The sequence below is a fragment of the Acinetobacter sp. HZNU-JH01 genome, from assembly GCF_037996845.1.
GTDB classification, from domain to species: domain Bacteria; phylum Pseudomonadota; class Gammaproteobacteria; order Pseudomonadales; family Moraxellaceae; genus Acinetobacter; species Acinetobacter haemolyticus.
The window spans coordinates 2,633,444-2,659,215 of record NZ_JBBMZX010000001.1; the positions used below are offsets into that span (position 1 = coordinate 2,633,444).

General features: G+C 39.7%; 23 protein-coding genes. 13 read left to right on the plus strand and 10 right to left on the minus strand.

All coding sequences use genetic code 11. From position 1 onward, the window contains the following. Positions 1-16: 16 nt before the first annotated feature. The 3 genes from AAC851_RS12535 to yccS all read right to left on the minus strand — a co-directional run bounded on the left by AAC851_RS12535 (position 17) and on the right by yccS (position 5,623). Complete coding sequence (locus AAC851_RS12535; protein ID WP_340600917.1) at positions 17-2,554, minus strand: sulfite reductase flavoprotein subunit alpha; 2,538 nt, start codon at positions 2,552-2,554, stop codon at positions 17-19. Between the two features lie 171 nt (positions 2,555-2,725). Continuing rightward, complete coding sequence (locus tag AAC851_RS12540) at positions 2,726-3,310, minus strand: YcxB family protein (RefSeq protein WP_125502768.1); 585 nt, start codon at positions 3,308-3,310, stop codon at positions 2,726-2,728. 132 nt (positions 3,311-3,442) lie between these two features. Beyond that, positions 3,443-5,623 carry a YccS family putative transporter gene (gene yccS / locus AAC851_RS12545; protein WP_005089299.1) on the minus strand — a complete coding sequence of 727 codons (2,181 nt, stop codon included), beginning with the start codon at positions 5,621-5,623 and terminating at the stop codon, positions 3,443-3,445. Between the two features lie 142 nt (positions 5,624-5,765). Here yccS and AAC851_RS12550 point away from each other — a divergent pair, with 142 nt between their 5' ends. Next, positions 5,766-6,977, plus strand: coding sequence for a multidrug effflux MFS transporter (locus tag AAC851_RS12550; protein WP_005083178.1), 1,212 nt, complete (start codon positions 5,766-5,768; stop codon positions 6,975-6,977). A gap of 49 nt (positions 6,978-7,026) precedes the next feature. Here AAC851_RS12550 and AAC851_RS12555 read toward each other — a convergent pair whose 3' ends face one another. Then, complete coding sequence (locus AAC851_RS12555) at positions 7,027-7,734, minus strand: nitroreductase (RefSeq protein WP_005089300.1); 708 nt, start codon at positions 7,732-7,734, stop codon at positions 7,027-7,029. Positions 7,735-8,157: 423 nt separating this feature from the next. On the opposite strand from AAC851_RS12555, the gene AAC851_RS12560 reads away from it, so the two are divergent. From AAC851_RS12560 to sbmA, 5 genes are all read left to right on the plus strand, one after another. Then, complete coding sequence (locus AAC851_RS12560) at positions 8,158-9,498, plus strand: DcaP family trimeric outer membrane transporter (RefSeq protein ID WP_005089303.1); 1,341 nt, start codon at positions 8,158-8,160, stop codon at positions 9,496-9,498. A gap of 180 nt (positions 9,499-9,678) precedes the next feature. Beyond that, entirely contained in the window at positions 9,679-10,914 is a 1,236-nt protein-coding gene (gene gltS, locus AAC851_RS12565; protein WP_325771772.1) for a sodium/glutamate symporter, read from the plus strand. Positions 10,915-11,009: 95 nt separating this feature from the next. Continuing rightward, positions 11,010-12,485, plus strand: coding sequence for an alanine/glycine:cation symporter family protein (locus AAC851_RS12570; RefSeq protein ID WP_004640583.1), 1,476 nt, complete (start codon positions 11,010-11,012; stop codon positions 12,483-12,485). A gap of 139 nt (positions 12,486-12,624) precedes the next feature. Then, positions 12,625-13,575, plus strand: a complete 951-nt coding sequence (locus tag AAC851_RS12575; RefSeq protein ID WP_340600918.1) for a patatin-like phospholipase family protein — start codon at positions 12,625-12,627, stop codon at positions 13,573-13,575. Positions 13,576-13,777: 202 nt separating this feature from the next. After that, positions 13,778-14,974 (plus strand): peptide antibiotic transporter SbmA, encoded by a 1,197-nt coding sequence (gene sbmA / locus AAC851_RS12580; protein WP_118901828.1) that lies wholly within the window; start codon positions 13,778-13,780, stop codon positions 14,972-14,974. 57 nt (positions 14,975-15,031) lie between these two features. Here the strand turns inward: sbmA and AAC851_RS12585 are convergent, their stop codons facing one another. Continuing rightward, positions 15,032-15,547: a chromate transporter gene (locus AAC851_RS12585; protein WP_340600919.1), complete on the minus strand. Its 516-nt coding sequence runs from the start codon at positions 15,545-15,547 to the stop codon at positions 15,032-15,034. Beyond that, positions 15,544-16,116 carry a chromate transporter gene (locus AAC851_RS12590; protein ID WP_125502778.1) on the minus strand — a complete coding sequence of 191 codons (573 nt, stop codon included), beginning with the start codon at positions 16,114-16,116 and terminating at the stop codon, positions 15,544-15,546. The genes AAC851_RS12585 and AAC851_RS12590 overlap by 4 nt, the downstream gene beginning before the upstream one ends. Before the next feature lie 99 nt (positions 16,117-16,215). Here AAC851_RS12590 and AAC851_RS12595 point away from each other — a divergent pair, with 99 nt between their 5' ends. From AAC851_RS12595 to AAC851_RS12615, 5 genes are all read left to right on the plus strand, one after another. Next, positions 16,216-17,106, plus strand: a complete 891-nt coding sequence (locus AAC851_RS12595; RefSeq protein ID WP_005083153.1) for a LysR family transcriptional regulator — start codon at positions 16,216-16,218, stop codon at positions 17,104-17,106. 93 nt (positions 17,107-17,199) lie between these two features. Continuing rightward, entirely contained in the window at positions 17,200-18,270 is a 1,071-nt protein-coding gene (locus AAC851_RS12600) for a DUF1176 domain-containing protein (protein ID WP_118901822.1), read from the plus strand. Between the two features lie 82 nt (positions 18,271-18,352). Further along, on the plus strand, positions 18,353-18,874 hold the full coding sequence (locus AAC851_RS12605) for a hypothetical protein (RefSeq protein ID WP_340600920.1): 522 nt from the start codon (positions 18,353-18,355) through the stop codon (positions 18,872-18,874). Positions 18,875-18,964: 90 nt separating this feature from the next. Further along, entirely contained in the window at positions 18,965-19,216 is a 252-nt protein-coding gene (locus AAC851_RS12610) for a DUF6364 family protein (protein WP_075314943.1), read from the plus strand. Further along, positions 19,213-19,620 (plus strand): PIN domain-containing protein, encoded by a 408-nt coding sequence (locus AAC851_RS12615; RefSeq protein ID WP_075314945.1) that lies wholly within the window; start codon positions 19,213-19,215, stop codon positions 19,618-19,620. The genes AAC851_RS12610 and AAC851_RS12615 overlap by 4 nt, the downstream gene beginning before the upstream one ends. Before the next feature lie 158 nt (positions 19,621-19,778). Here AAC851_RS12615 and AAC851_RS12620 read toward each other — a convergent pair whose 3' ends face one another. Together AAC851_RS12620 and AAC851_RS12625 are read right to left on the minus strand one after the other, a co-directional pair. Beyond that, positions 19,779-20,591 (minus strand): NYN domain-containing protein, encoded by an 813-nt coding sequence (locus tag AAC851_RS12620; RefSeq protein ID WP_005322607.1) that lies wholly within the window; start codon positions 20,589-20,591, stop codon positions 19,779-19,781. A 70-nt stretch (positions 20,592-20,661) separates the two neighbouring features. Next, positions 20,662-21,132, minus strand: coding sequence for a hypothetical protein (locus AAC851_RS12625; protein WP_340600921.1), 471 nt, complete (start codon positions 21,130-21,132; stop codon positions 20,662-20,664). Between the two features lie 747 nt (positions 21,133-21,879). Here AAC851_RS12625 and AAC851_RS12630 point away from each other — a divergent pair. After that, a complete protein-coding gene (locus AAC851_RS12630; RefSeq protein WP_340600922.1) occupies positions 21,880-22,398 on the plus strand; it encodes a hypothetical protein in 519 nt (172 codons plus the stop codon). A gap of 9 nt (positions 22,399-22,407) precedes the next feature. Continuing rightward, positions 22,408-22,776 carry a hypothetical protein gene (locus tag AAC851_RS12635; RefSeq protein ID WP_340600923.1) on the plus strand — a complete coding sequence of 123 codons (369 nt, stop codon included), beginning with the start codon at positions 22,408-22,410 and terminating at the stop codon, positions 22,774-22,776. Between the two features lie 45 nt (positions 22,777-22,821). On the opposite strand, the gene gatB is transcribed toward AAC851_RS12635, so the two are convergent. Then, the gene (gene gatB, locus AAC851_RS12640; protein ID WP_099949067.1) at positions 22,822-24,291 is read right to left on the minus strand and encodes an Asp-tRNA(Asn)/Glu-tRNA(Gln) amidotransferase subunit GatB; all 1,470 of its coding nucleotides are present in this window, start codon (positions 24,289-24,291) and stop codon (positions 22,822-22,824) included. Continuing rightward, the gene (gene gatA / locus AAC851_RS12645) at positions 24,291-25,769 is read right to left on the minus strand and encodes an Asp-tRNA(Asn)/Glu-tRNA(Gln) amidotransferase subunit GatA (protein ID WP_075314951.1); all 1,479 of its coding nucleotides are present in this window, start codon (positions 25,767-25,769) and stop codon (positions 24,291-24,293) included. Before gatA ends, gatB begins: the two co-directional genes overlap by 1 nt. Between the last annotated feature and the right edge of the window lie 3 nt (positions 25,770-25,772).

Here is a 25,772-nt window from a genome sequence, read left to right on the forward strand (position 1 = left end):
TACTTTTTAAATAGGACTAATATACATCCCGTCGATAACGTTGGATTTGTCTTAATTCATCAACAGCTTCTTCACCTAAAATATCGTTTAGGGCCTGATCTACACCAGTGGCCATGCCTTCAATGCTACCACAGACATAAATGACAGCCCCTTGCTCAATCCAGTTTTTCAACTCATCTGCATGTTCGCGTAATACGTCTTGAACATATCGACGTTGCTCCTGATCTCTAGAAAAAGCCAGATCGAGACGCTGTAAACTTCCCATGTTTAGCCATGCTTGAATGGTTTCTTCATAGAAGAAATCACATTGATGCTGACGCTCTCCAAAAATCAACCAGTTGGCGGTATAGTTTTGTCGATTGCGTTGCTGTAATAGACTCATCAAACCTGCAATACCTGTACCGTTGCCAATACAAATAATTGGGCGGTTGTCATCAATCAAATGAAATGATTCATTAGTGCGAATACGCAATGCAATGGTTTGTTTTAGTTGAGCAAACTCTGTAAGCCAGCCCGAACCTAATCCGAGTTCGCCATTTGCATCGTACTTTTGACGTACCACAAGTCGTAGTAATTGCTGTGAAGGAATACTGGCGATTGAATATTCACGGGTCGGTAAAGTCGGTAACTGTGCAACTAAAGTTTCGAGATCGTCGATTTGATCAATCTCAATACGTAAATTCTTATTCCATAGTGCTTGTTCAATCGTAAGATTGAGTGATTTAATCTCTACCTGCGCTGGAATTTGATATTTAATCAAGAAGTTTTGAATCTCAATCAAACTATTTGCAGGTTGGATTTCTGCGATATCACCTGCATGCCATGTTATGTCATAAGGAGCTCTGAGCTCAATATTGTAAGCTGCATTTCCCAAACTGTTCTGATTTAATAATTTACGTTCAGTTAAAGTCCATTGATCAAAGACTTTTTCAATATTCATTGCATGTAATTCATGCTGAGTCACAACCGACAAAGCCTGATTCCACCGTTGAATATCCTCGTTATTGGCATTATCAACTTCGACAAGATCAAACAAAGCTTGGGCTTTGCACTGTTTTAACCATGCATCAACAACATAACCAAAACGACAGTAACTGTCAGGGTATTCTTTTGAACCAAGCGCTAATACAGCATATTTTAGATGAGCAAGATCAAGCGATTGCTGCATGAGTTTTTTACTAAAACTGGTAGCAAGATCAGGGGCTTCACCTGTGCCGTATGTGCTCACAACGAATAAAACCTGCTGTGCCTGTTGCAGATCCTGTTCAGTGAGTTGTTGGATTGGTTTAACCGTTGTTGGTTGTTGTGCCTCTTGTAAACTGGTAGCAGTACGCCAAGCCAGTTGTTCTGCCACGCCAGTTTGCGATGCATAGCTAATTAACCATGGGGTTGCATTTGGATCTATTTGTTGGTTAATTAACGTTTGGCGTGCTGATTGAGTGAGTTTTTTCTGCTTTCGTCTCTTAAGATAAAGCATCCAACCTGTCACAAAAAATAACGGCATTGTCAGTGAGGCAAGCATCGCAATAAATTGATAGGTTGATCCAAAGAAGCTTCCTCGGTGGACAGGAAGCATACTGCTCATGATTTTTTCATTAAGCTTTTTATCTTCATAAAGATCTAGTTTTTCAAATTGATGACTTTGATAATTATAGATTGCTTGATTGCGTGCACGCTCGTGCTGTGGAGTTGGATCAATAAAGGTTAACTCAATTTTTTGATCAGCGAGCTTAGGAATATTGAGGGTCAAACTCGAATATTCACGACCAATATTGGCATTCACTCCAGTCCAAGCTTGGGTCAAAATTGTATTCACTTGTTGATTTGATAAGTCGGGTTGTTCTTTTTTGTTTTGGTCATGATTTTGTTGATGACGTTGTGGTTGCTCTACACCCATGACTTTGAACATACCTGCACGCCACCAATCATATGACCAATATAGACCTGTACAGGCAAATAGAAGATAGAAAGCAACTACCCACGTACCAACGACTGCATGCAAGTCCCAAATAAAGTTACGACCTCTTAATTTGGGTTTAATGAAAAGCCATTGTTTCAAGCTATGTTTTTTGGGAAAGCGTAAGTAAAGTCCACTGAGTACAAAAAAAATCAGCATCAATGTTGATGCACCAGTGATCTGAGCTCCATATTCACCCGCAGTGAGATTTCGATGCAAGCGTTGAATGAATTGGAAAAATTCTCGCCCTTTTACTTCGGGTAATATTTCTGCGGTATATGGATTGACCATCATGTTATAGCCGCGACGTGCACCTTCTTTTTTAATATTAACAGTAGAGGATGCAGCAGGGTTGGCAGCGATGGTAATACTATTGATTTCGATTTCAGGTTGTTGCTGGTTAAAGTGCTGATAAAGTTGGGCTGGGGTAAGCTTAGGTGTATTGACGACTTCAACGACATAGCTTTCTTGGTTGATCCACTTCAGGATTTGTTGATCGTAGGAGTAAATTGCACCTGTGATTCCCATTAACGAAAGAATTAAGCCCGCAGTAATGCCTAAAAACCAATGGATTTGGAAGAAAACTTTTTTAAACATGGTTGAAAAATGAAAAGATCATGGAATTCATGTAAAAAATTATAACGCAAGAATACGTACATAATGTGGATTTTGTAGGTAATATTGATTTTGATTATCATTTGTTTTTTGTGGCTATAAAAAAGCCTCTCAATCTATTAATGATGAGAGGCTTTTAAATAAGAGGGGGATTTAGATAGACTTTGGCGCACCCACAGTTTCAGTTAAATGTCTGCGAATGGTTTTGAAAGAGAAGTTCTTTGAATCCATTCGTTTAGGTAAAATATAAGCACCTTGTTGCTCATCACCTTTTGGTGTTTTTACTTTGAAGTTAACCAAAATAAAGTCAGGTGAAGCATACCATTCATAGATATCTTTCCAGCTAATGGTTGCTGTACCATCTTGTAAACCTACTTTTTGACGCATTACAAGACCATGCGGTTGTACGCCTAAGCGAATCCCTTTAATTTCTTGTACTGGGAATTCTTTCATTTTACGTTTTACATACCATTCAAGACCAAACTTTTTGGTGAGGTAGTAAAAAGCAACCCCAATGATGACTACCCAGCAAATCACAGTCGAGTAAGTCGAGTAATATTTGATAAGTCCTGCTGCGACTAAAGAAAGCACAACAAGAGAGATCATAATGATCCAAGCTTTGCGGCTAAATTTGTTGCTGCTGCGCCAAATCATAAGTTGAGCTTGACGTTGTTCAACTTCAGAAACTTCATAAGGAACAGGTTGTAGCGTATAAGCGTATAGAGTTTTGGCGGTCATAGTTTAAAAAATGAGTCTAGAACTGAATTAAGTTTAGCATTAATAGAGGGTGTTGACACGATATAAACCCTCATAATCAAAGATATTCTACCAATGTATCAAGTACTATGAAATCCAAAGGATAGTTCAAGGTTAAAGTGACGCAAACTCAGTGCCATCCTCACTTGGTTCATGTCCTAAGCTTTGTTTGAGCATACTCAAACGAGTCAAAATACTGAGCATAAGTGACAGCTGCTGTAAAATAATCAATGACTTTTGGTCGTTTTCATTACTTTCTTTTTGGGTTAAGCGCTGCCTGATGGTTTGTAGCATATTTTGTGCGGAAAGGTCTGGGACTTCATCTCTGAGTAATGCACCTTGAATATCATCCAGCGCTTGATCTAATAGGTCAAGAACTTCTTGGTCTTGTATTTGCTCACGATGTGCGCCGAGTGCAGCGATATAACTCAAAAAAGTATGGCTCAGACATAAGAATTCAAAAGCTTGGGCTTTTTGAGTACTGTCAATATTCGGTTCTGTTGCCAGAGTCGAAATTAAAGAAGCAACTTCGGCATCGGTATTGTGTGCTGCACGTCGAACTACACGATAATTGAGGGCATTGTTGCGCCCTTGATGATATTGAGTGACGACTTCAGCTAAGTATTGGCACTGGGCTTGTAGAGCACGTTGAATTGAACGTGGAAGTCTACGGAATTTCCAATCTGGCCAGATAAAACTGACACCAAACCATGCCAATGCACAACCGATAATTGTGTCAATAAAACGAGGAAATCCTGCGGCAAATGCGGAACCATCCAAGTTGAAATTAATTAAAGCAAGGATGGTAATAAATGCAGTGGCTTGAGCATATTGTTTACTTCGTAATTCAAAGAACAAAATGCCGCTCAACACCAGCATCACCAGTTGACCTTCGAGTGAAGGAATAAAATAGATAATGGCAAGACCGACGATGATCCCAACCAAAGTACCAATAATTCGTAAATACAATCGACGTTTAGTCGCATTAAAGTTAGGTTGGCAAACAAACAGTGCTGTCAATAAAATCCAATAGCCATAAGCAATATTGGTCATTTGGATAAAGAGATAGCCAATAAAAAGCACAATTGATAAGCGGACAGCATGGCGAAATAAAACAGACTCAGGCGTAAGATTCTGTTTGATTCGAACAACGATATCCTTCATTCCTTTGAGATCATCATCTTTGAGTTGATGCTCAGGCTGTTGTGCGTTATCTAAAACGAGATTTCGTTCGGTTTCTAAGTTTTGTAATTGTGCATCAATCGATTTAAGATTTTGATACAGTGCAAACAAGGCATTGATCCGAACTTGATCATATAATCCATCTTTACGAAGCTTTTCTAAGGACAATCTTAAATTTTCAAAGCTATGTTTAAAGCGTTTGTTATGCGTGTAGCGAGTACGACTTAAGATAGATTGAGCTAAATCCTGACAAGCCTTACCTTGAATCGAGAGAATTCGTTGAAAGCGGAATAAAATATCACTGTGTTGGAAGACTTTGGTCAGCTTTTGATAGTCAATATGTGCTGAATCTGCGCGCTCATGAATGTCTTGTGCAACAAAATAATACTGGAGACTTCTTCGGGTATCTTTTTGTCCTCTATCACCTTTGAGTCGGGTTAATAAAGCCACACGCAGGTTGTTGAAAAGTCCAATGAGTTTGCTGTTCTCCATGGACAAATCAATCATGCTTTGTTGATAACTGGATGGCGTCATATCTACATCAAATAAGTTTGATTTAGCATAGAGAAAACCGCCTAAAGCATTATAGGACGCAGCAAGTTGATCTTGTAGTTGGCGAACAGGGAACAATAAAAAGCTAATGGTGGAGAGCAAACCATACCAGGCAGCACCAACGACTAAAAGTGCAGGTTGCAGATACCATTCTTCAAATAGATGTACACCCAACATGGTATAGACAGAGATCACCAGACAGCCATAGGCAATCGTTGCATAGCGACGCCCAAGTGAACCTAATAGAATCCATCCGATGCACGAAGCAATTAAGCCAACTGCAAACGCAATTGGATAGGGGAAGAGTAGCTGAACTGACGCCGCGGTAATAAAGAAACCAATATATGTATAAATCAGGTTCATTAGACGAACTGAAAAGCGATCGTCAATGTCACTGATTGCTGCTGCTACGACACCCAGCGTAAGTGGAATGGTTGCAAGTTGGTAGTCGAGCAAATAAGGAACGAAAGCTGTTCCTGTAAAAGCAATTAACATCCGTACGTTATACATAAACGTGGTGTTATAGGTCGCTTGTTTTAAGCGTTTTAACCCAGAATTCAAGGTTGATCCTTCTTGTATTTTGCAATCAAATTATTCTGCGTGCGCTGAATGTTTATCAATGATTAACAGACAGTATTATTATGCACAAATTCACGTGAGAGTGTTAAGCTTGCACATGAATAAACTTGAATAGTAGAGCATTATGCAGGTAGAGCAAACCAATCAACGTCAATATTCAACAACATGGATTATGTTGCTTGCTTTGTTAACGGCCTTGGGACCTTTATCTATTGATATGTATCTGCCTGCCTTACCTCAGATGGCAGATGAATTTGGGGTAAGTACCCAAATGGTGGCCAATACTCTACCAGCTTACTTTTTAGGGCTTGCCATCGGGCAGCTTTTTTATGGACCGGTCAGTGATCGTATAGGTCGAAAAACACCCTTATATTTTGGGTTGACGCTCTACGTGATTGCCAGTTTAGCCTGTGTTTTAGTTACGAATGAATGGGCGCTGATCATTGCTCGTATCTTTCAGGCGTTGGGGGGCTGTGTTGGCGTCGTGATTGCTAGGGCTGCGATTCGAGATCGATTAGATGTACAAGGTTCAGCACAAGCTTTTTCGAGCATGATGATTGTGATGGGATTAGCACCGATTTTGGCACCGATTTTTGGGGCATGGATTTTAATTTTCTTTCCTTGGCAGTCTATTTTTGTTTGTTTAGCAATGATTGGGGTGATTTGTGGCTTATGTGTACACTTTTTCTTTAAAGAATCACTGCCTGTAGAACGCCGTTTAAAATTATCGACTTATCAAGTAACCACTCTATACGCTGCCATTTTTAAGGATCAAAGCTTTAGACTTCCGATGCTGGCTGGGTGTCTGACTGGCGCAGCACTATTTTGTTATATCAGTTCTGCTTCCGCAGTTTTCATGGGACAGTATGGTTTGTCACAGCAACATTTTTCTTATGCTTTTGCCTTTAATGCTGCGGGTATTATGTTGATGTCTTCATTAAATAAGCATTTGAATACGCGAATGGGGGTATTTCCTCGTTTAGTCCTTGGCGGTTCAATCCAGTGCTTTGGAGCAGTTTGCGTGGTGAGCGCAGGATTGATGGTCAATGCGCCATTGTGGTTTTTAATGTCAGGCTTATTTTTGGTTGTTTCTGGTATTGGTTTGACAGGTCCGAATGCAATGGCATTGGCAATGTCTGAACAAGGTGCTCGTGCAGGTACGGCGAGTGCGATCATGGGGAGCATGCAGTTTGCATGTGGGTTGTTGGGTGGGGTGATACTGAACTTTTTAGTTTGGAAGGCATCACTCAATATGGGGCTGATGATGCTGATGTTTACCAGTCTTGGATTATTGATGATCTTTAAAGTTGGGCGACAACAGCGAGCTTCAGTTTAGAAGGCTATAGATTTCTATAGCCTCTAACTGGGATTGTCCTAGACTTTAATCATTCATCAAGAAACACAGTGAAATTTTCAACTGGCTCACGAGGCGTAATGAAGGTATTCACAATATGTTCGGGGTCGGCATAACCGAGTGCGATAGCACAAACCAGCTCTTCATCGTCTGGGGCACCCAAAACATCTAAAACGATTGGATGAAAATGGTTCCATGCGGCTTGTGGGCAAGTATCCAAGCCACGAGCTTTAGCTGCGACCATGACATTTTGAATCATCATGGAGATATCCATTTTGGCACCAATGCCCATTATTTTATTCACAGTAAAATAAAGACCAACAGGCGCATCGAACAATTGAAAGTTACGCAACTGCTGTGCCGCCATCTTTTCTTTCTCACCTTTTTGGATACCTAATAAACCATAGAGCCCCCAACCATTTTCTCGGCGGCGATCAATAAAAGGTGAAATCCATGTTTCAGGATAATAAGCGAAGGTTTCTTTGTATTGTGATGCAAGCGCAGGATTTTGGAATGATTCAACTTGGGCGGTACAAACACGGTCAATCATTTCCGTACGTTTTTTTCCTGTGATGACATAAACCTTCCAAGGTTGAGTATTTGTACCTGAAGGGGCACGACAGGCAACATCTAGAATATCTTTGATGATTTGTTGCTCAACAGGGCGGTCTAAAAATGCACGTACAGAATGACGAGATCGGATTGCCTCATCCACGTAACGGACTTGTTCCATGTTCATAAAAAATGCCTCTTTATTTTCGAATCTTTCTCATGTGAGGTGACTATAAAGCAATACATGAGATTTGCGGATGATTTTTTGAACATGGTTTATATGTTGGGTGAAAAATAGGCATTACTGCAAATGACTTGATTGTTCTAGTGCGTTTTTTGAACTATGTTATATTTGCATGAAAAAGAATTTTATTTATAACACGATGAAAAAATAAAATATTTTATAGGTATTCTAAAAAGTGCCGTGGCTCTTCGAATAAAAAAGTACACACAATATCCTAAATTTATGCATAATACGCCCTTTTTAAAAAACCGATTAGACTTTCCTTACTGATTAGGGTGGGGGAGATTTTCTGTACAAAGCATTTTAATTTTCGAGTTTTATGCTTTGGGAAAACGTGGAAATATACACTGGATAAAGGAGCTTCTTATGAGTTTAACTCTCATCCGCAAGCCGTTCGTAATGCAAAGTTTAGCAATTATTGTTGCTACTCTTATGATGAACACTGCTCACGCGACGAGTGAGCAAGAGCAAATTCAACAACTTCGTGCAGAAGTGAGTGAATTAAGGGCTTTACTAGAACAATATGTTTCACAACCAAAACAAGAAAATGTTGCCTCTCAAGTTGTTGCACAACCTGCATCTGTTACAACACATAATCAAAATATTAAAGTTGTAAATACAGAGCCTGCAAAAAAATCTCCACTCGCGATACAAACTGCTTCAGGTGCGCAAGTTAAACTCTATGGTTTTTTGCGTGGTGACGCATCTTATCAAGCAAAGGGTGGTGATGGGATTTTTAACCGCATCAATAAAGTAGATTTGGAAGGCGCTGAAAAAAATAGTGATCGTTTCTATAGCACAGCGACTGTAACGCGACTGGGCCTCGATTTTAAATCGCCAGTTGAAGGCACAGAAGTGGGTGGAAAGTTAGAAGTTGATTTCCGTGGTGGTAGCAATAATGACACGATCCGTATTCGTCATGCTTACTTAACCATGAATGAATGGCTATTTGGTCAAACCACATCGACATTTTTGGCAACTGATTTACAGCCAGAAATGCTTGATTTTAACTCGCCATTAGGAATTGGTACTTATCGTACGCCAATGGTGCGTTACAGTAATAAATTAAATCCAGATATAAGTTATGCCATTGCTTTGGAAAAAGGCAATGATGATAATCGACTACCAGCCCTAAGCTCTAAACTGAAATATGATTTTGCAGAAGGTAAAGGCACGACGTCTGTACGTGCTTTATTGACAGAAGCACGCAGTAAAGTTGCTTTTAACAAAGACAACATGCAAATCAGTCGCAATGATTCAGATTTAGGTTGGGGTGTTGCAGTCGGTGCAAAATATAAACTCACAGATGCATTGCAAGCGATGGTTGACTATTCGCATGTCAAAGGTGACAGTAAATTTTTACTCTATACCAACAATGCTTTTAATGTGAATCCAAATAATATGGGTTTAAATCTGAATGAGTTTGATGCATTGACTGTCGGTACAAGCTATCAAATTACGCCTAAATTGCGTAGTACCTTAGCTTATGGCGCAATGTTTGCAGATGATAGCAATGACTTTGCTAAACAGGCTGTAACAGATGGAACCCAAAATAAGACTTTGCAACAAGGCTGGTGGAACGTCATGTATTCACCTGTCACACCTATTACGTTTGGTCTGGAGTATATCTATGGTGAACGTAAAACCTTTGATGGACAAAAAGGTAAGGATAGCCGTGTAGGAGCAATGGCACGCTATAACTTCTAGCCTATCCTGTAGGTGTAATCATCCGTGAAAATGAATCAACTTGATCGAAGCGACATTCTTACAAAGAACTGTATTGTTTTATTAAGTGGATTGAGTTTTCACTCATTTTGAGAGTTACTATTTCATTGTTTATAAGATGGAAAAAACGTCTAAGAACAAATGAAATAAACGGAAGAAGATATGGAATTTACTTTTAATGGTTTTTATACCTTAATCTCAGCGGTTATCGTTTTGTTATTAGGACGTTTGCTCGTCAACAAAATTGATTTCTTAAAGCGTTATAATATTCCTGAGCCAGTCGCTGGTGGTTTGGTTGCAGCAATACTGTCATTACTGGTCCATTCATTCTTGGGATACAGTATTACCTTTAGTAGTCAGTTACAAACAAGCTTTATGTTGATCTTCTTTGCTTCGATTGGTTTGAGTGCCAATTTTATGAAGCTAAAGGAAGGTGGTATAGGCTTAGTACTCTTCCTTGGCTGTGTCGCAGCTTATATTGTTGTACAAAATGCGGTAGGCATGAGTTTGGCAACCTTATTGGGGGTTGATCCTCTGATTGGTCTAATCGCAGGCTCTGTAACCTTAACAGGTGGTCATGGTACGGCGGGTGCGTGGGGTGAGATTTTTGAAACCCAATACGGTATCCAAGGTGCATTGGCATTGGGTATGGCGAGTGCAACTTTTGGTTTGATTATCGGTGGTATTATCGGTGGTCCTTTGGCGAAGTTGCTAATTAACCGTCATAGTTTAGCGCGCGCAAAAACGCCTGCACAGATCGAAGATCGTGATACTCATCCAGATCCACATCCAGAAGATTTAGCACCTTTTGAAAATCCACATCAAGTCCGTTTGATTACTGCTGACAATGCGATTACCACGTTAGGTATGTTTGCTGCTTGTCTTGCATTTGCAGAGTTTATGACGGGATACAGCAAAGGCACATGGTTTGAATTACCAACCTTCGTTTGGGCCTTAGGCGGCGGTGTTATCCTACGTAATATTTTAGAAAGTGTGTTGAAGGTCGATATTTTTGATCGCGCAATTGATGTATTTGGTAATGCATCACTTTCTTTATACTTAGCAATGGCATTGTTATCTCTCAAGTTGTGGCAATTGGCTGACTTGGCTGGTCCATTGGTGATCATTCTAACGGCGCAAACTTTAGTGATGGCATTGTATGCAGCATTTATTACCTTCCGGATCATGGGTAAAAACTATGATGCTGCGGTATTGGCTGCGGGTCATTGTGGTTTTGGTATGGGGGCGACACCAACTGCGGTTGCAAACATGCAAGCCATTACCAATATGTATGGACCATCACATAAAGCATTCTTAATTGTTCCATTATGTGGTGCTTTCTTTGTCGATTTAATTAACGCAACTGTGATTCAAATTATCTTGAAATTCTTTGCCTAAGTCGGATCAAAAGCCCCAAATGGGGCTTTTTTGATTCATCCATTGTTAATCGTCTATGTTGAGATTTACATAGCATATGCAAAAGCGAATAAGTGATGAATGAACAATTAAATGCCACACTCATGTCGTGGGTACAATACTTGAATGATCCGCTGTGGAATTTCTTGGTTATTTTACTCGTTGCAGTTGGTTTGTTTTATACCTTGATCACAGGTGCAGTACAGTTACGCCTCTTTTTACACAGTATTCGTGTGATGAAAGGGAGTCGCAAAGAAGGGAAGGATGATCACGGTATTACCCCTTTCCAAGCCTTTGTGACAGGTTTGGCTAGTCGTGTTGGGGTAGGGAATGTTGCAGGGGTTGCGATCGCGATTGCGATTGGTGGGCCTGGAGCCGTATTTTGGATGTGGCTGACTGCATTTCTAGGGATGAGTTCGGCATTTGTTGAATCATCATTAGCCCAGTTATTTAAAGTCCGTGATCATCAAAATAAACAATTCCGCGGTGGACCTGCTTACTATATTACCCAAGGTTTAAAACAAAAATGGCTTGGCGTGGTGTTCGCGCTTTCACTCATTCTTGCTTATGGTTTTGTTTTCAATGCGGTGCAAGCAAATGCAATTATCGGCGCAACTTCACACGCTTGGGGTTGGGATAAAGCAAATCTCATTATGGGATTAGGTGGACTCGATTTAGAAGTTTCATGGCTTGGAATCGTGCTGGTTATTATGACAGCATTGGTCATCTTTGGTGGTATCAAACGTATTGCTAAAGTTGCTGAAAAAATTGTTCCTTTTATGGCGCTACTTTATATTTTAGTTGCGTTATACATTGCGATGATTAATTTCCCAATGTTGCCTGAAATTTTCAAATTGATTTTCACCAAAGCATTTGAATTTGAAGCGGCAGCAGGCGGTTTCTTTGGTGCAATGATTTCTATGGCAATGATGATGGGAATCAAACGTGGTTTGTTCTCAAATGAAGCAGGTATGGGGTCTGCGCCAAATGCCGCAGCAGCATCAGATGTTAAACATCCTGTAAATCAAGGCTTGGTACAAATGCTGGGGGTATTTGTTGATACGTTCGTGGTTTGTTCGTGTACAGCTATTATTATCATGGTTTCAGGTTTGTATCATGAGGCTGGGTTTGAAGGTGTGACCTTAACTCAAAAAGCCTTAGAGAGTCAGATCGGAAGTTGGGGCGGTGGTTTTCTAGCGGTACTGTTGTTCTTATTTGCGTTTAGTTCGATTATTGGTAACTATGCTTACGCAGAAAGTAACGTACAATTTATCAATAACAATCCAACAATCATGTTCATTTTCCGAGTATTGGTGTTGGTCATGGTGTACTTTGGTGCAATCACCAGCGTTCCATTAGTTTGGTCAATGGCCGATTTATCTATGGGATTAATGGCAACCATTAACTTGATTGCAATTTTATTGCTCACGCCAATCTTATTGATTTTATTAAGAGATTACCTCTCTCAGCTTAAAAAGGGTGTTAAAGAACCTGAGTTTAAGTTGGATCAATATCCAGAATTGAAGAAAAAAGTTGATTCGGATATTTGGTAATGTTCTAAGTCGTAAAGCTCCTTTCGAGGAGCTTTTTTACGCCGTTTTGCTGTCAAAATACAAAAAATTGCTACAGTATTTTCACAATTGAGTCGTTAAAATTTGCTCGAAAATTGCGTGGAAATGGCCCAGATTGCGTATGAAACAGCTTGGATTATGGATGTTTGTTATACCGATGATAACCTTGGTTGGTTGTCAAACAACTGCACATATATCTCCAGTTGTGGAAGACGCTCAAACGCGTGTTGTAGAACAACCCTTTGCTCAAATTAAACAACAAAAACGCCCTGTCGTCGCATTGGTTTTAGGCAGTGGCGGTGCGCGAGGTTATGCACATATTGGTGTGATTGAGGTGTTAGAGCAACATGGCATTCGTCCTGATTTAATCGTAGGAACCAGTGCTGGAAGTATTGTAGGTTCAATCTATGCCAGTGGAAAAAGTGCTGCTGAGTTACGTGAGATTGCACTCAAATTAAAAGCCAATGATGTACGTGATGTGAGTGTCAGTTTAAAAGGTTTCTTCGATGGGAAAAAAGTTGAGGATTATGTCAATGAGCAAGTCCAAAATACACCATTACAGCGCCTTAAGATCCCGATGTATGTGGTCGCAACTGAACTGAAAGAAGGAACTAAAACTGTCTTTAATTATGGCAACACTGGGCAGGCAGTACGTGCTTCGGCTTCGATTCCAAGTATGTTTGTTCCGATCAAAATTGGTCACAACGAATATGTTGATGGCGGTTTGGTAAGTCCTGTACCTGTTCAAGTTGCACGAGATTTGGGGGCGGATATTGTCATTGCGGTGGATATTTTGGCGCAACCCGTCCATACAGAAACGACCAATGTTTGGGGGCTATTTAACCAAAATATCAATATCATGCAGGGGCGATTAGCAGAAGAAGAACTTAAATACGCGGATATTGTGATTCAACCAGACCTACGTGAGAAAGTTCATATTTTTGATGTGAAAGGACGTGAAATCACCATGCAAGCTGGCGTTGATGCTGCGCAAAGTAAACTTGCAGATATTCAGTTGGCAATTCAAACCAAGCGTTATTCAAAAGAACGCGTGAATGCGCTATTACCTTAATCAAGGATGATGGGGGTTAAAACAAGATCGAAAGATTTTCTGAAAATGATCAAAACAATAAAAAAATGCCTGATAAAACGCTATGAAAATAATGAAAAAACAGGTAAATAACTACATTAGCAATCCATCAGACTGATTTAAGTTTGAGGTTATAGCATACAACCATCCGTCTATTGCAGCACCACAAGGATAGTTCAGTACGATGTTTAAATCTTTTTTCCCAAATCCACGTTATTTTTTTATTTCAGTACTTGTTTGGATTACCATCAATACTTCGCTTTGGTTTTTAGGAGGAAATACATGGGGGGAATATCTAGGATTTCCTAAAGGATATGCTGAGGTGCCATTACCTGTTGGAGTAAGCCGTTTTTGGGAACCTTCATCACTTTGGTTCTATATCTGGTTTTTTGTTGCTACAGCTTTATTTGCAGGTTTTTGGAGATTTTTCTCCGACAATAAATGGCAGCGTTGGTCCATTTGGGGTTCAGCATTTATTCTCTTTAATATTTGGTTTGGCGTACAAGTAAGTGTTGCTATAAATGCTTGGTATGTTCCTTTTTGGGATCTTATCCAAAAAATGTTGACTAATGGTGGCGGTGATGTAGCTGACCTATATCATGAAACACTTGTTTTCTTATATATTGCAATGGTTTATGTGACGTTAGCAATCTTAAATATTTTCTTCACTAGCCATTATGTGTTCCGTTGGCGTACTGCAATGAATGAATACTATGTAGAGCATTGGGATAAGTTACGGCATGTTGAAGGGGCTTCACAACGTGTTCAAGAGGATACGATGCGTTTTGCTTCGATTGTTGAGGATTTAGGTGTAGAGTTGGTGAAAGCTGTGATGACACTGATCGCATTTTTACCACTGCTATTTCAATTGTCTAAGCATGTACCAGTCATTCCTATTGTTGGTGAGATTGAACACTCTTTAGTTTGGGCTGCGGTCACTTGGTCTATATTTGGAACAGTGTTATTGGTTGTTGTTGGGGTTAAATTACCTGGTCTACAATTTAATAATCAAAAAGTTGAAGCTGCTTATCGTAAAGAGTTGGTGTATGGCGAAGACCATGCTGATCGTGCTGAACCTTTAACCTTAAAAGAGTTGTTTGGTCAGGTTCGCAAAAACTACTTCCGACTTTATTTCCATTATGCTTATTTTAATATGACTGCGACTTGGTATGGTCAGCTTGATATTTTGTATAATTTTGTGGTGTTATTTCCTGCAATTGCAGCTGGTAAATTAACTTTAGGGTTATTACAACAAATTTTAGGTGTGTTTAATCGTGTGCGTGATTCATTCCAGTATTTAATAACTTCATGGAAAACGATCATCGAACTGTTATCGATTCATAAACGTCTTAAAGCATTTGAGTCAATTTTGGATAAGTAAACTATTTCAGTTAAAAAAGACCTGTATTGATGAAATACAGGTCTTTTTTATGAGAATTTATAGGAAGCAAACACCTAATCCTGCACCCAATATCATGACCCATAAAGGATGTATCTTCTTAAATAACCCTAGAACTGCGGTCAAAATAACAATCAAAACGAGCAAGATATTTTGTACAGATGCATCAGCAATCAGCCATGCGCTGACCAACACCAAACCGACTGTAATTGGTCTTAGTGCTTGTTCAAAGCGTGTTCTCAGATGATGATCTTTAAAACGTTGCCAAAACTTCAGTGCATAGATGGTTAGGACAGAAGATGGACCAAACTTGGCAATCGAGGTCGCAAGTAGTCCTGCTGGTCCTGCAACATGCCAACCCACCAAAGGGACAATCATCATATTGGGACCGGGGGCTGCCTGCGCCATCGCAAATAAGGAGCTAAATTGTTCGGCTGTCATCCATTGATGTACAGTGACAACTTGATGCTGCATTTCTGGCAAGATCGCATTTCCTCCACCAAACGCGACGATAGAAAGCTGAGTAAATACCATTGCAAGCGTAAGCAATATCATGATTTTTTCACTCCTAAGATCAACATATTCATTACCACTAAAAGGATCAGGGTGAGGATTAATGGCAGTTTGATCCAAAGCATAAAAACTGCGGTCAGCGCAATCGTGATCAGGGTGAGATAACTTTTTAAAATGGGCTGCAGCATGCGTAAACCTGTTGCAAAAAGCAAACCTGCAGCGGCAGCGGCTAAACCTTGGATTAAATGCTTGACGCTCGATAAATGCTGGAAATGCACGTAAGTTTGATAAATCAGCAAGACAATCGCTGTTGGAGCAGAAATCAGACCTAATAATGCACTGATCGCCCCTTTAACGCCTTGAAACTCCATTCCAATCGCAACGGCCATGTTAATGATATTGCCGCCGGGTAAGATCTGACAGATCCCAAGTAGGTCGGTAAATTTGTTCAGGTCAATCCATTTTTGCTCTTCGACGATCACTCTTTGCGCCAGTGGTAAGACTCCACCAAATCCCATTAAGCCCAGTTTCATAAATCCCATAAATAGCGCTTTACAATCTGGGGTACTTGATTGTGTTAGGTCCGCTACGGAGATGACTTGAGCTTTCATTAGGGATTATCCTCATCAATCTGACTCATGATAGGATGGTGGAATAGTGGTATATTTACAAATGCTTTATTTTTCCTTATCTATACTCTAAAGGTATGTATGATTGATATTCATAAACTCAAGGCATTTATTGCTGTGGTGGAGGAAAGTAATATTTCCAAGGCCGCTGTTCGCTTGCATATTCAGCAACCGCCATTGACGCGACTTATCAAAAGTTTAGAGAAAGATTTAGATACGGTATTGCTTAAACGTCTACCTCGCGGTGTGGAGGTAACTGAAGCAGGTAAAGCCTTATATCAAGAAGCAATCACGATTTTGGATCATGCTGATTCTATCCCCCAAAGAGTACGCAATATTGCACAAGGAAAGGAGGGGCAGATCAATATTGGATTTACTCATTCTGTAGGACTACATCCTTTTTTACCTGCACTATTGCGCCAGTATCGGGAGCGATTTTCTGCTGTGGCGATTCATTTAGAAGAAGACAGCAGTAGCTCTTTGGTAGATGCTGTGATCAACGAAAAATTAGATATCGCCTTTTTACGTAAACCTGCCCCTATTCATGCTGATTTGCATAGTTTTTATGTGCTCGATGAACCACTCATCGTGGCTTTGCCGAGTAATCATCCTTTGGCAGAGGAACAGGGGACAATTCGGTTGTCTGATTTAGAGGCTTATGAATTTGTGTTATATCGCCGTTTAGGTGGGCAAGATTTGTTTGATAATATTTTGGCAAACTGTTATCAAGCTGGTTTTAGCCCAAATATCGTGCAGGAAGCACCACGTTTAACCTCAAGTCTGAATTTGATTGCAGCAGGGATTGGGCTTTCGATTGTTCCAGCATCGATTCAAGGTTTTTGGAATAAGCAGATTGTGTATCGTCCGCTTGCTGCGGATCAACCCAGTATTGCCCCCATATATGCGATATACCGAGCTAAGCAAAAGAGTGTACGCATAGAGCATTTTGTTGATCTACTTAAAATGAGGTAGTTGGTTAATGAAAAAAATATGACGCAATATGCCAAGAGATTTAAACTATAGTTAATTTTTAAAAATAACCTTACACCTTAGAGAAATACCATAATGAAAAATATATTTTCCGTATGTTGTATGTTCGCAATCAGTTCTTTTGCAGTTGCGCAGGAGATGAAAGGGATTTCATTCTCACATCAAGATTGGGAAATCTATTGTAGTAATACTGGGACATGTCGCGCGGCAGGTTATCAAGCTTTAGATGGAAGTGAAAACCCTGCATCGATTTTATTAACGCGCCATGCAGGGGCGAAGCAAGCTGTAAATGCCGAATATGCATTGTCATTTTATGATGAAAGTCCTATTTCAGCCAATCGACTCCGAAATATTCATTTTTATGTAAATGGAAAAGACTTAGGGCCAGTCGGTGTTAATGCGAAGGAAGCACCTTTGATGGGGAAATTATCTACCCAACAAGTGAATGCCTTATTACAACAGTCTAAACAGAAAAATGAGATTGTATTTAAAAACTCAGCTTTCCAATGGCGAATTTCTGATGCAGGAATGACGGCTACATTATTAAAAATGGATGACTTTCAGAAGCGTGTTGGCACGGTCGGCGCACTAGTTAAAAAAGGCAAAGTAGATGAGTCAAAGGTGTTGGCAGCTCGTCCCAAAATCGTAGTGAAACATGTTAAAACCGCTGCAAAGCCTTACCTAGTTCTGCAACCTAAAAATAAGCAATTTCAGTCGCTTTACTCACAATTAATGACGGCATCATTTTCGGCGAGAGATGAGCATTTTTGTGACGGTGTATATGACTATACCAGTGGTGGTGCAAAACCTCAGCCGATCGCACTTTATAAATTGAGTAATAAAAAAGTATTGGCAATCAGTCTGTGTTGGCGTGCAGCCTATAACGAGGGTTATGGTGCATGGGTATTGGATGAATCCTTAAAGGGTAAAGCGACGTTTGTGACTGAAGCTGCATCATATTTCAATGAGGGTGTGATTAGCAGTGCACAAAAAGGTCGAGGGATTGGGGATTGCTGGTCGAGTTCGGAATGGGTTTGGGATGGTCAGAAGTTTGTTCAAACCAAAGATATGTGGACGGGTATGTGTAAGGGGTTAGCCGCTGGTGGGGTATGGGAGTTAGATTTGATCGAAGCTGTTGTGAAATGATACCTACCGTTACACAGTCACACTGATGAGCATACTATGGCTATGGTACAAAGAAGCTGATTGCTTTTTGGAACTTGTGCTTATGTCTCGTGTTTATATTTCTCTTCTAGGTAAATTTTCTCGTTTAAGTCGTTCTGTGTTGATGGCTGCGGCTGTTTTGGGTACAACGCAAGTGGCAATAGCAGGTCCAACAGTCGATCAACTCAGTGATTGTTTGGTGAAAGCGACTACTGCAGCGGATAAAACCACGGTATTGCAATGGACCTATAGTGCTTTAGCGGCACATCCTGATTTAAAGGGTTTTAGTAGCGTTACACCTGAACATAAGAATCAGTTAGATCAGAAATTGGCACAAGTTTTACAGCGTGTGATTGTCGAGCAATGTTCGGCTCAGACTAAGGCAGTGATTCAGGCTGAGGGGATTCAAGCAGTTGGAGAGGCTTTTCAGCAGTTAGGTCAGCGTGCGGGTGAGGATATTGTCAAAGACCCAGCGGTCAGACAGCAGTTGCAAGGAACGTTACGTTATATTGATTTAAATAAATTAGTGACGACTTTTTTAACGCCTGATATCTGGAATAAGTTGGGTGTGTTAAGAGGGGGGTGATCAATTCACTTTTCTTTATTCATGAAAATGATTTGCTAAAAACCAAGCAATACGTATACTTAAATAAGCAATACGTATAGGAGTGAACATATGCAAGCGAAGTTAACATTGTCTATTGATAAAAATGTAATTGAACGAGCAAAGCACTATGCGCAGCAACATCAGCAAAGTGTTTCGAGTTTGGTTGAGGCTTATTTAGATCGCATTTCTGTGCAAGCAAATAAAGAAAATGAACTTAGAACACCGATTACGGAACATTTAACAGGAATGTTTGCAGCACAAGATAAAGGACAGGATTATAAAGAATTACTCGCAGATGCACGTCTGGAAAAGCATCTATGAGTGAGCGTATTTTTATTGATTCTGATGTAATTTTGGATGTTGCTCTAGCCCGTCAGCCATTTGTAGAAGCAAGCCAACAGGTTTTGGCTTCATGTGAGAATGGGACTTTTACAGGTTGTATTTCTTCCAACAGTGTTGCCAATATTTATTATATTTTGCGTAAGTTGGGTGGTGATGAAAAAGCTCGTATATTTATAAAACAGCTTCTAAAATTTTTAGTCATTATTCCTGTGGATCATGTGGGTATTAGCAAAGCTTTAGATTCTAAATTTACAGATTTTGAAGATGCGATTCAGCATTTTGCCGCACTCAGTTTTGGCTGTACGATGATTGTTACTCGAAATATTCAAGACTATAAGTTTGCTGAGTTGAATGTGGTTTTGCCGAGTGGTTTTGTGGGTTGATTTAAATAAATTGGTCACGACTTTTTTGACACCTGATATTTGGAATAAGTTGGGTGTGTTAAGAGGGCAGTGATGTTTTAGGCCTTCCATTCTAAGAATAGAAGGCCATACAATAAATTAGTTATATTAGACTTAGCATTTTATTAATATTGGATAATTTAATCTTTTAATTTTATATATATTTGTCTGTGTCCATTTTCTAATAGACGCTCATCATACTTGAAAATATCGGTATGGCTTTTGATTAAGTCTACAACTTTTTTGAAACCATAATTTCTTGGGTCGAAGTCATTTTGTAATAACTTCCATTGAGACGTGAAAGACGAAGCGGGTATCCATTCAGCATCATGATTATCGAAAATTTGCTTAATTGTTGATAATGGTAGTTTATGACTAATATTGCTGATTATTGGAGTGCTTTCTGTTTTTTTTGTTTCTTTTTGAGGTGTTTTGATATTTGTTTGCTGTTTAGTTGGCAACGGTTGAATGATTTCAGTATCATTTTCATTGCTTAAATTTTCAACATATGTGAAATGTGAGCAAGCATTTTTAAATGCTTCAGGCGTTTGCATTTTACCAAAGCCATAAACGGTTGCTCCTTGTTCTTTAATACGAATAGCTAAAGCAGTGAAATCACTATCACTTGAAATTAGGGCAAAACCATCAAATCGATTCGTATAAAGCAGATCCATTGCATCAATAATCATAAAACCATCAGTAGCATTTTTCCCTGTGGTATAAGCAAATTGTTGCATTGGCTTGATGGCTAAATCATTAATAGCTTGTTTCCAGTTACCATTTTGACTAACAAAATTTCCATAAATTCGCTTTACTGTTGCTTCCCCATATTTTGTAAGTTCATCTAGAATATTTTTAATATCTTTTGCTGAGGCATTATCTGCATCGATTAAAACAGCCAGCTTGGATGTTCTTTCTTCTGTGATGTTAAAAACTGTTTTAGTTTGAGCCATGATTTTTATAGTCCCTAATATGTAAAATCACTATTTTGATTTTACATATAATTTTGATTTATTATAACCTTTAATCTAATTTACAAGCCTTGCCTTCGTATTCGTAGCGATTAACCTTGTAGGCTTGACCAGTCCAGCGTAAAACTTCAAAACAGAAACCAGGCCCACCATTCTCAATATCAGGCCAGCCATCTGTTCCTTTCGTTTTTAAAAATTCAGGCATACCTGCTTCTTTTAAAATGGTTTTCCATTGACCGTTTTTCTGTTGGGCCACAATATAATAACCAACCCCTGTATTGCCATAACACATGGTGCCGTAATCTGAAACAACAGCATCCTTTAAGCCGTCACCGTTTAAATCAGCATAAGCTGTAATTTCACCGACTGAACAATCACTTTTCCAGCCTTTTTTACTTTTTGTAAAACCTGCCGCTTTAAAGATTTGGCTAGCTTCTTTTGTTGGAACTTTGGGTTTGGTTTCCGCGAAGGCACTTGTACTTAGGAGTGTAAGCGTAACTAACGTAATAATAGATTTTTTCATTGTTATCCTAAAGTTTTAAGGTCGTTATGAATGAAGTAATAAAATTTTGTGGAGATTTTAGCGGATTTTGGAGAATTAGATAGGCGAGGGATGACGAAACATTACAATAAATTAGGATAAAATTTCTCAATTTTTTGATGGGTCGCATCACCACGAAATAAGTAGCCTTCCAGTTGAATATAACTATAAATTTCCCGTGCTAGTTGTTCATACCAGCCAATATTGAAAGCGTATAGTTTAGGGTGACTATAGTTCAAATGGTTGTGAATCCAGTAAGCAACTTGTTGTTAATTAGTCTGGTCTTTCTCATAAAGTTCTAAAAATGATGGAATGACGATGCACGCTGTTGTACCAAAACTTTTTGCATCAGAATAGTCGCATATGTGACTAGCAAAGTTTTTATTGTTACTTACTATAGTTTATTCTTTTCATTGCAAAGTTGGTTTACGCTGGGTGAGCGATAAGCAGAATGAATGGCAATGTCAGGATGACTATAATGTTGGGAGTACCATACTAATTCGCGATTTCATTATAAGGAAGTCACGAATAAAGAAAGACTTTAGACGGTTAGATGCGGCCTATATCTCTGAGTTTGGTGGTTATATTTTTCATGTTGAAAGTTTTTGAATAAATTAAAAATATTGAATGTTTGGCACTCATATACTAAATATCTGTTATTTTTGAAAATAATTGTTTTTTTTGTCTGCTGATGTATCATTAGTTTAAAACTATTAAGTTGGAAAAGGGATGGCTGTTACTGATTTAGAAACTATACTAGAGGTTTTAAATTATCCATTCTATAAGAAGTGGGATTTTTGGTTAAGTATAATAGTAGGTATGGGAGGCGTTGTTTTTTCTGTCCTTGCGTTTATAGAGGCAAAAGCTGCAAAGAAAGCTGCTTCTTCACTAGCTGAGATGGTTAAAATACAGACAGTGGTTATTGAGTTGACTGAAGTAACACAGAGGTTGGATAGATTGGATTATTCTTTGACTTTTTCGCAAGCACGAGATTTATTGAGTGAGGTCAGTAGACGTTGTTTTAGATTAATTGCTCCTTTTCAGGAGGAAACAGATATTAAGGATTATTGTACGGCTTTAAAAGATTCCTTAACATTAGCAAAGACTGAATTGAATCAATTAACACCATCAGGTGAAGATGAAACTCCAAATGCAATCTATTTCGGCATGCAAAGTTATTTAGGTGATATTACTAATAATATTGCGCAGATTTTGGGTTTATTGGAAAAAAGAAGCCTTAAACAGTAGAGTGCGAAAATGGAAACTAATTCACTAGTAAATTATTTAAACGAGATTGCTAATAGATCAGCTGAAGGTCAAATTCATTGGATTCAACCTAATCCATCAACTTATCAATGGAATTCGGAGGATACGGGTTTAGTAGTTACATTACAAAGAGCAGGTCTTAGTAAAAACTCAATCTCATTGCTTGGATTAGAAGATAATAAAGCTTCAATTAGTTATCTTTTTCAGGTATTAGAGAAAGATAAAAAGCAGATTGTGGTGTCAATTTCGTCAAAAGAAAGACCTGAGTTTTTTGATGTACTTAATCAAATATATTTCAATGTTAAGCGAGGGATGGATAAAAGATCTTCTGATGTTTTGGAAAAGTTATTAAGATTCTAAAAAAACCCGCTCTAAAGCGGGTTTCCTTTTATAGATTAGTTTAAATCAACCAATCAATTTCTTCATCAATTCATTGACTTGCGCAGGGTTGGCTTTACCTTTTGCAGCTTTCATGACTTGACCCACGAGACCGTTAAAGGCTTTTTCCTTACCAGACTTGTACTCTTCAACCATTTTCTCATTGGCTGCAAGCACTTCTTTGATAATCGCTTCAATCGCACCTGTATCGGTTTCTTGCTTTAAGCCTTTTTCAGCAATAATGTCATCCGCAGATTTTCCTTCTGCTTCCCACATAAAGCCAAACACTTGCTTCGCGATTTTGCCGTTAATGGTGTTATCGACAATACGTGCGATCATGCCACCCAATTGCTCAGCAGAAACTGGAGAGTCTGCTAAATCTAGGCCTGCTTTGTTTAAAGCACCTGAGAATTCACCCATCACCCAGTTTGCTGAAACTTTACCTTGCTTCGCACCGCCAGCAGCAGCTACAACAGCCTCGTAGAAGTCCGCCATTTCGCGTGACAGCGTCAATACATGTGCATCGTATTCAGTCACACCGAAGTCAGCAATAAAGCGCTCACGACGTGCAGCAGGCAATTCTGGCAGGGCCGCGCGTGCTGCTTCGATTTGCTCATTTGAAATGATCACTGGTAACAAGTCAGGATCAGGGAAGTAGCGATAGTCGTTCGCTTCTTCTTTTGAACGCATTGAGCGAGTTTCCATCTTATTTGGATCGAACAAACGAGTTTCTTGATCAATCTCGCCGCCGTATTCCAAGATTTCCATTTGACGCTCAATTTCAACATTGATCGCTTGTTCAATGAAACGGAATGAGTTGAGGTTTTTCAACTCGCAGCGTGTGCCGAAAGGTTGACCTGGACGACGTAAAGACACGTTACAGTCAGCACGGAAAGAGCCTTCAGCCATGTTCCCGTCAGAGATACCTAACCAACGCACTAGGGTGTGAATGGCTTTGATATAAGCAACTGCTTCTTCAACCGAACGCATGTCAGGTTCAGACACGATTTCAAGTAACGGTGTACCTGCACGGTTTAAGTCAATCCCTGACATCCCTTCGAATTGGTCATGAATTGATTTACCTGCATCTTCTTCAAGATGGGCACGCGTTACGCCAATACGCTTCACAGTGCCATCTTCGAGTTGGATGTCGATATGACCCAAGCCCACAATCGGATTGTCCATCTGGCTGATCTGATAGCCTTTTGGCGAATCTGGGTAGAAATAGTTCTTACGTGCAAATACAGATGCTTGATCGATATAGGCATCGATACCCAAACCAAAGCGAATGGCTAAGTCAACCACTTCAGCATTCAATACAGGTAATACACCTGGCATCGCCAAATCAACAAGGCTGGCTTGTGTATTTGGGTCTTGACCAAATTCAGTTGATGAACCCGAGAAGATTTTAGATTTGGTTGCAAGCTGAGTGTGGATCTCTATCCCGATAACGACTTCCCAACCGTCAATTAACTTTAACTTTTGAGCTTCAGCCATTATGCATTCTCCTCAGCAATTGCCGCACGTTTGGTATGCCAGTCTGTGTTTTGTTGATATTGATGCACAATCGAAAGCAATTGTGATTCTGACCAGTAGTTACCAATCAACTGTAAACCAACAGGTAGGCTGTCTTTATCAAAACCGACAGGTGCATTGATGGCTGGTAGACCCGCCAAGTTCACAGCAAGGGTATAGATATCGCCTAAATACATTTCAGTTGGGCTGAGGTTCGCACCAATTTTATATGCAGTTGTTGGAGCAGCAGGAGCAGCAATCACATCTACATTTTCAAATGCTTTTAAGAAGTCTTGTTGAATTAAACGACGTACTTTTTGTGCTTTCACATAGTAAGCATCGTAATAACCCGCAGAAAGCGCATAAGTACCAATGAGAATACGACGTTGAACTTCTGGACCAAAACCTTCTGAGCGAGAGCGTTTGTAAAGATCCATCAAATCAGCTGGGTTTTCACAGCGGTAGCCGTAACGAACGCCATCATAACGTGACAAGTTAGAAGATGCTTCAGCTGGTGCGATCAAATAGTAAGTTGGAACGTAAGCTTCAGTCATGTTGAGATCAATCTCAACCAAAGTCGCGCCCATTTCTTCAAGTTTTTTCAATGACTCTTCAACACGTGCTTTTACGTCTGCATCTAAACCAGCAACATTGAAGTATTGTTTTGGAATACCAATACGTAAACCTTTCACCGCTGTGCCGTTCAGGTTAGCCACGTAATCATCCACTTCTTTGTCTACTGAAGTTGAGTCTTTGGCATCATGACCTGCAATCACATTCATGAGGTAGGCACAGTCTTCTGCTGAACGTGCCATTGGACCGCCTTGATCCAATGATGAGGCATAGGCAATCATACCGAAGCGCGATACACGACCATAAGTCGGTTTTAAGCCCGTTAAGCCACAGAATGAAGCTGGTTGGCGAATTGAACCACCTGTGTCTGTACCTGTTGCAATTGGCGCAAGATCAGCCGCTACAGCTGCCGCAGAGCCACCTGATGAACCACCAGGGACATGATCTAAGGCCCACGGGTTGCCGGTTGCACCAAAGTAAGAGCTTTCAGAGGTTGAACCCATGGCGAATTCATCCATATTTACTTTACCTAAAGTCACAAGACCTGCGGCTTTAGCCTTGGCAACCACGGTTGCATCATAAGGTGAAATGAAATTGTCCAGCATTTTTGAACCAGCTGTGGTTTTAATGCCTTGGGTGCAAAAAATATCTTTATGCGCAAGTGGAATACCTGCCAACGCATGCGCATTGCCTGATTTGATTGCTGCATCAGCCGCATCCGCTTCTACTAAGGCTTGCTCTGCGGTCACCGTCACATAACTTTTTACTTTTGCGTCAATTTTGGCGATACGTTTTAAATAATGTTCAGTCAATTCACGTGATGAAAATTGGGCTTGTTTTAAACCTTCAGAAAGTTCACGAATTGATAAGCGATGTAAATCTGTCATATG

Coding starts and splice junctions, on each gene's coding strand:
- AAC851_RS12535 (WP_340600917.1), bottom strand. CDS start 2,554: ATGTTTAAAAAAGTTTTCTTCCAAATCCATTGGTTTTTAGGCATTACT.
- AAC851_RS12540 (WP_125502768.1), bottom strand. CDS start 3,310: ATGACCGCCAAAACTCTATACGCTTATACGCTACAACCTGTTCCTTAT.
- AAC851_RS12550 (WP_005083178.1), top strand. CDS start 5,766: ATGCAGGTAGAGCAAACCAATCAACGTCAATATTCAACAACATGGATT.
- AAC851_RS12555 (WP_005089300.1), bottom strand. CDS start 7,734: ATGAACATGGAACAAGTCCGTTACGTGGATGAGGCAATCCGATCTCGT.
- AAC851_RS12560 (WP_005089303.1), top strand. CDS start 8,158: ATGAGTTTAACTCTCATCCGCAAGCCGTTCGTAATGCAAAGTTTAGCA.
- gltS (WP_325771772.1), top strand. CDS start 9,679: ATGGAATTTACTTTTAATGGTTTTTATACCTTAATCTCAGCGGTTATC.
- AAC851_RS12570 (WP_004640583.1), top strand. CDS start 11,010: ATGAATGAACAATTAAATGCCACACTCATGTCGTGGGTACAATACTTG.
- AAC851_RS12575 (WP_340600918.1), top strand. CDS start 12,625: ATGAAACAGCTTGGATTATGGATGTTTGTTATACCGATGATAACCTTG.
- sbmA (WP_118901828.1), top strand. CDS start 13,778: ATGTTTAAATCTTTTTTCCCAAATCCACGTTATTTTTTTATTTCAGTA.
- AAC851_RS12585 (WP_340600919.1), bottom strand. CDS start 15,547: ATGATATTGCTTACGCTTGCAATGGTATTTACTCAGCTTTCTATCGTC.
- AAC851_RS12590 (WP_125502778.1), bottom strand. CDS start 16,116: ATGAAAGCTCAAGTCATCTCCGTAGCGGACCTAACACAATCAAGTACC.
- AAC851_RS12595 (WP_005083153.1), top strand. CDS start 16,216: ATGATTGATATTCATAAACTCAAGGCATTTATTGCTGTGGTGGAGGAA.
- AAC851_RS12600 (WP_118901822.1), top strand. CDS start 17,200: ATGAAAAATATATTTTCCGTATGTTGTATGTTCGCAATCAGTTCTTTT.
- AAC851_RS12605 (WP_340600920.1), top strand. CDS start 18,353: ATGTCTCGTGTTTATATTTCTCTTCTAGGTAAATTTTCTCGTTTAAGT.
- AAC851_RS12610 (WP_075314943.1), top strand. CDS start 18,965: ATGCAAGCGAAGTTAACATTGTCTATTGATAAAAATGTAATTGAACGA.
- AAC851_RS12615 (WP_075314945.1), top strand. CDS start 19,213: ATGAGTGAGCGTATTTTTATTGATTCTGATGTAATTTTGGATGTTGCT.
- AAC851_RS12620 (WP_005322607.1), bottom strand. CDS start 20,591: ATGGCTCAAACTAAAACAGTTTTTAACATCACAGAAGAAAGAACATCC.
- AAC851_RS12625 (WP_340600921.1), bottom strand. CDS start 21,132: ATGAAAAAATCTATTATTACGTTAGTTACGCTTACACTCCTAAGTACA.
- AAC851_RS12630 (WP_340600922.1), top strand. CDS start 21,880: ATGGCTGTTACTGATTTAGAAACTATACTAGAGGTTTTAAATTATCCA.
- AAC851_RS12635 (WP_340600923.1), top strand. CDS start 22,408: ATGGAAACTAATTCACTAGTAAATTATTTAAACGAGATTGCTAATAGA.
- gatB (WP_099949067.1), bottom strand. CDS start 24,291: ATGGCTGAAGCTCAAAAGTTAAAGTTAATTGACGGTTGGGAAGTCGTT.
- gatA (WP_075314951.1), bottom strand. CDS start 25,769: ATGACAGATTTACATCGCTTATCAATTCGTGAACTTTCTGAAGGTTTA.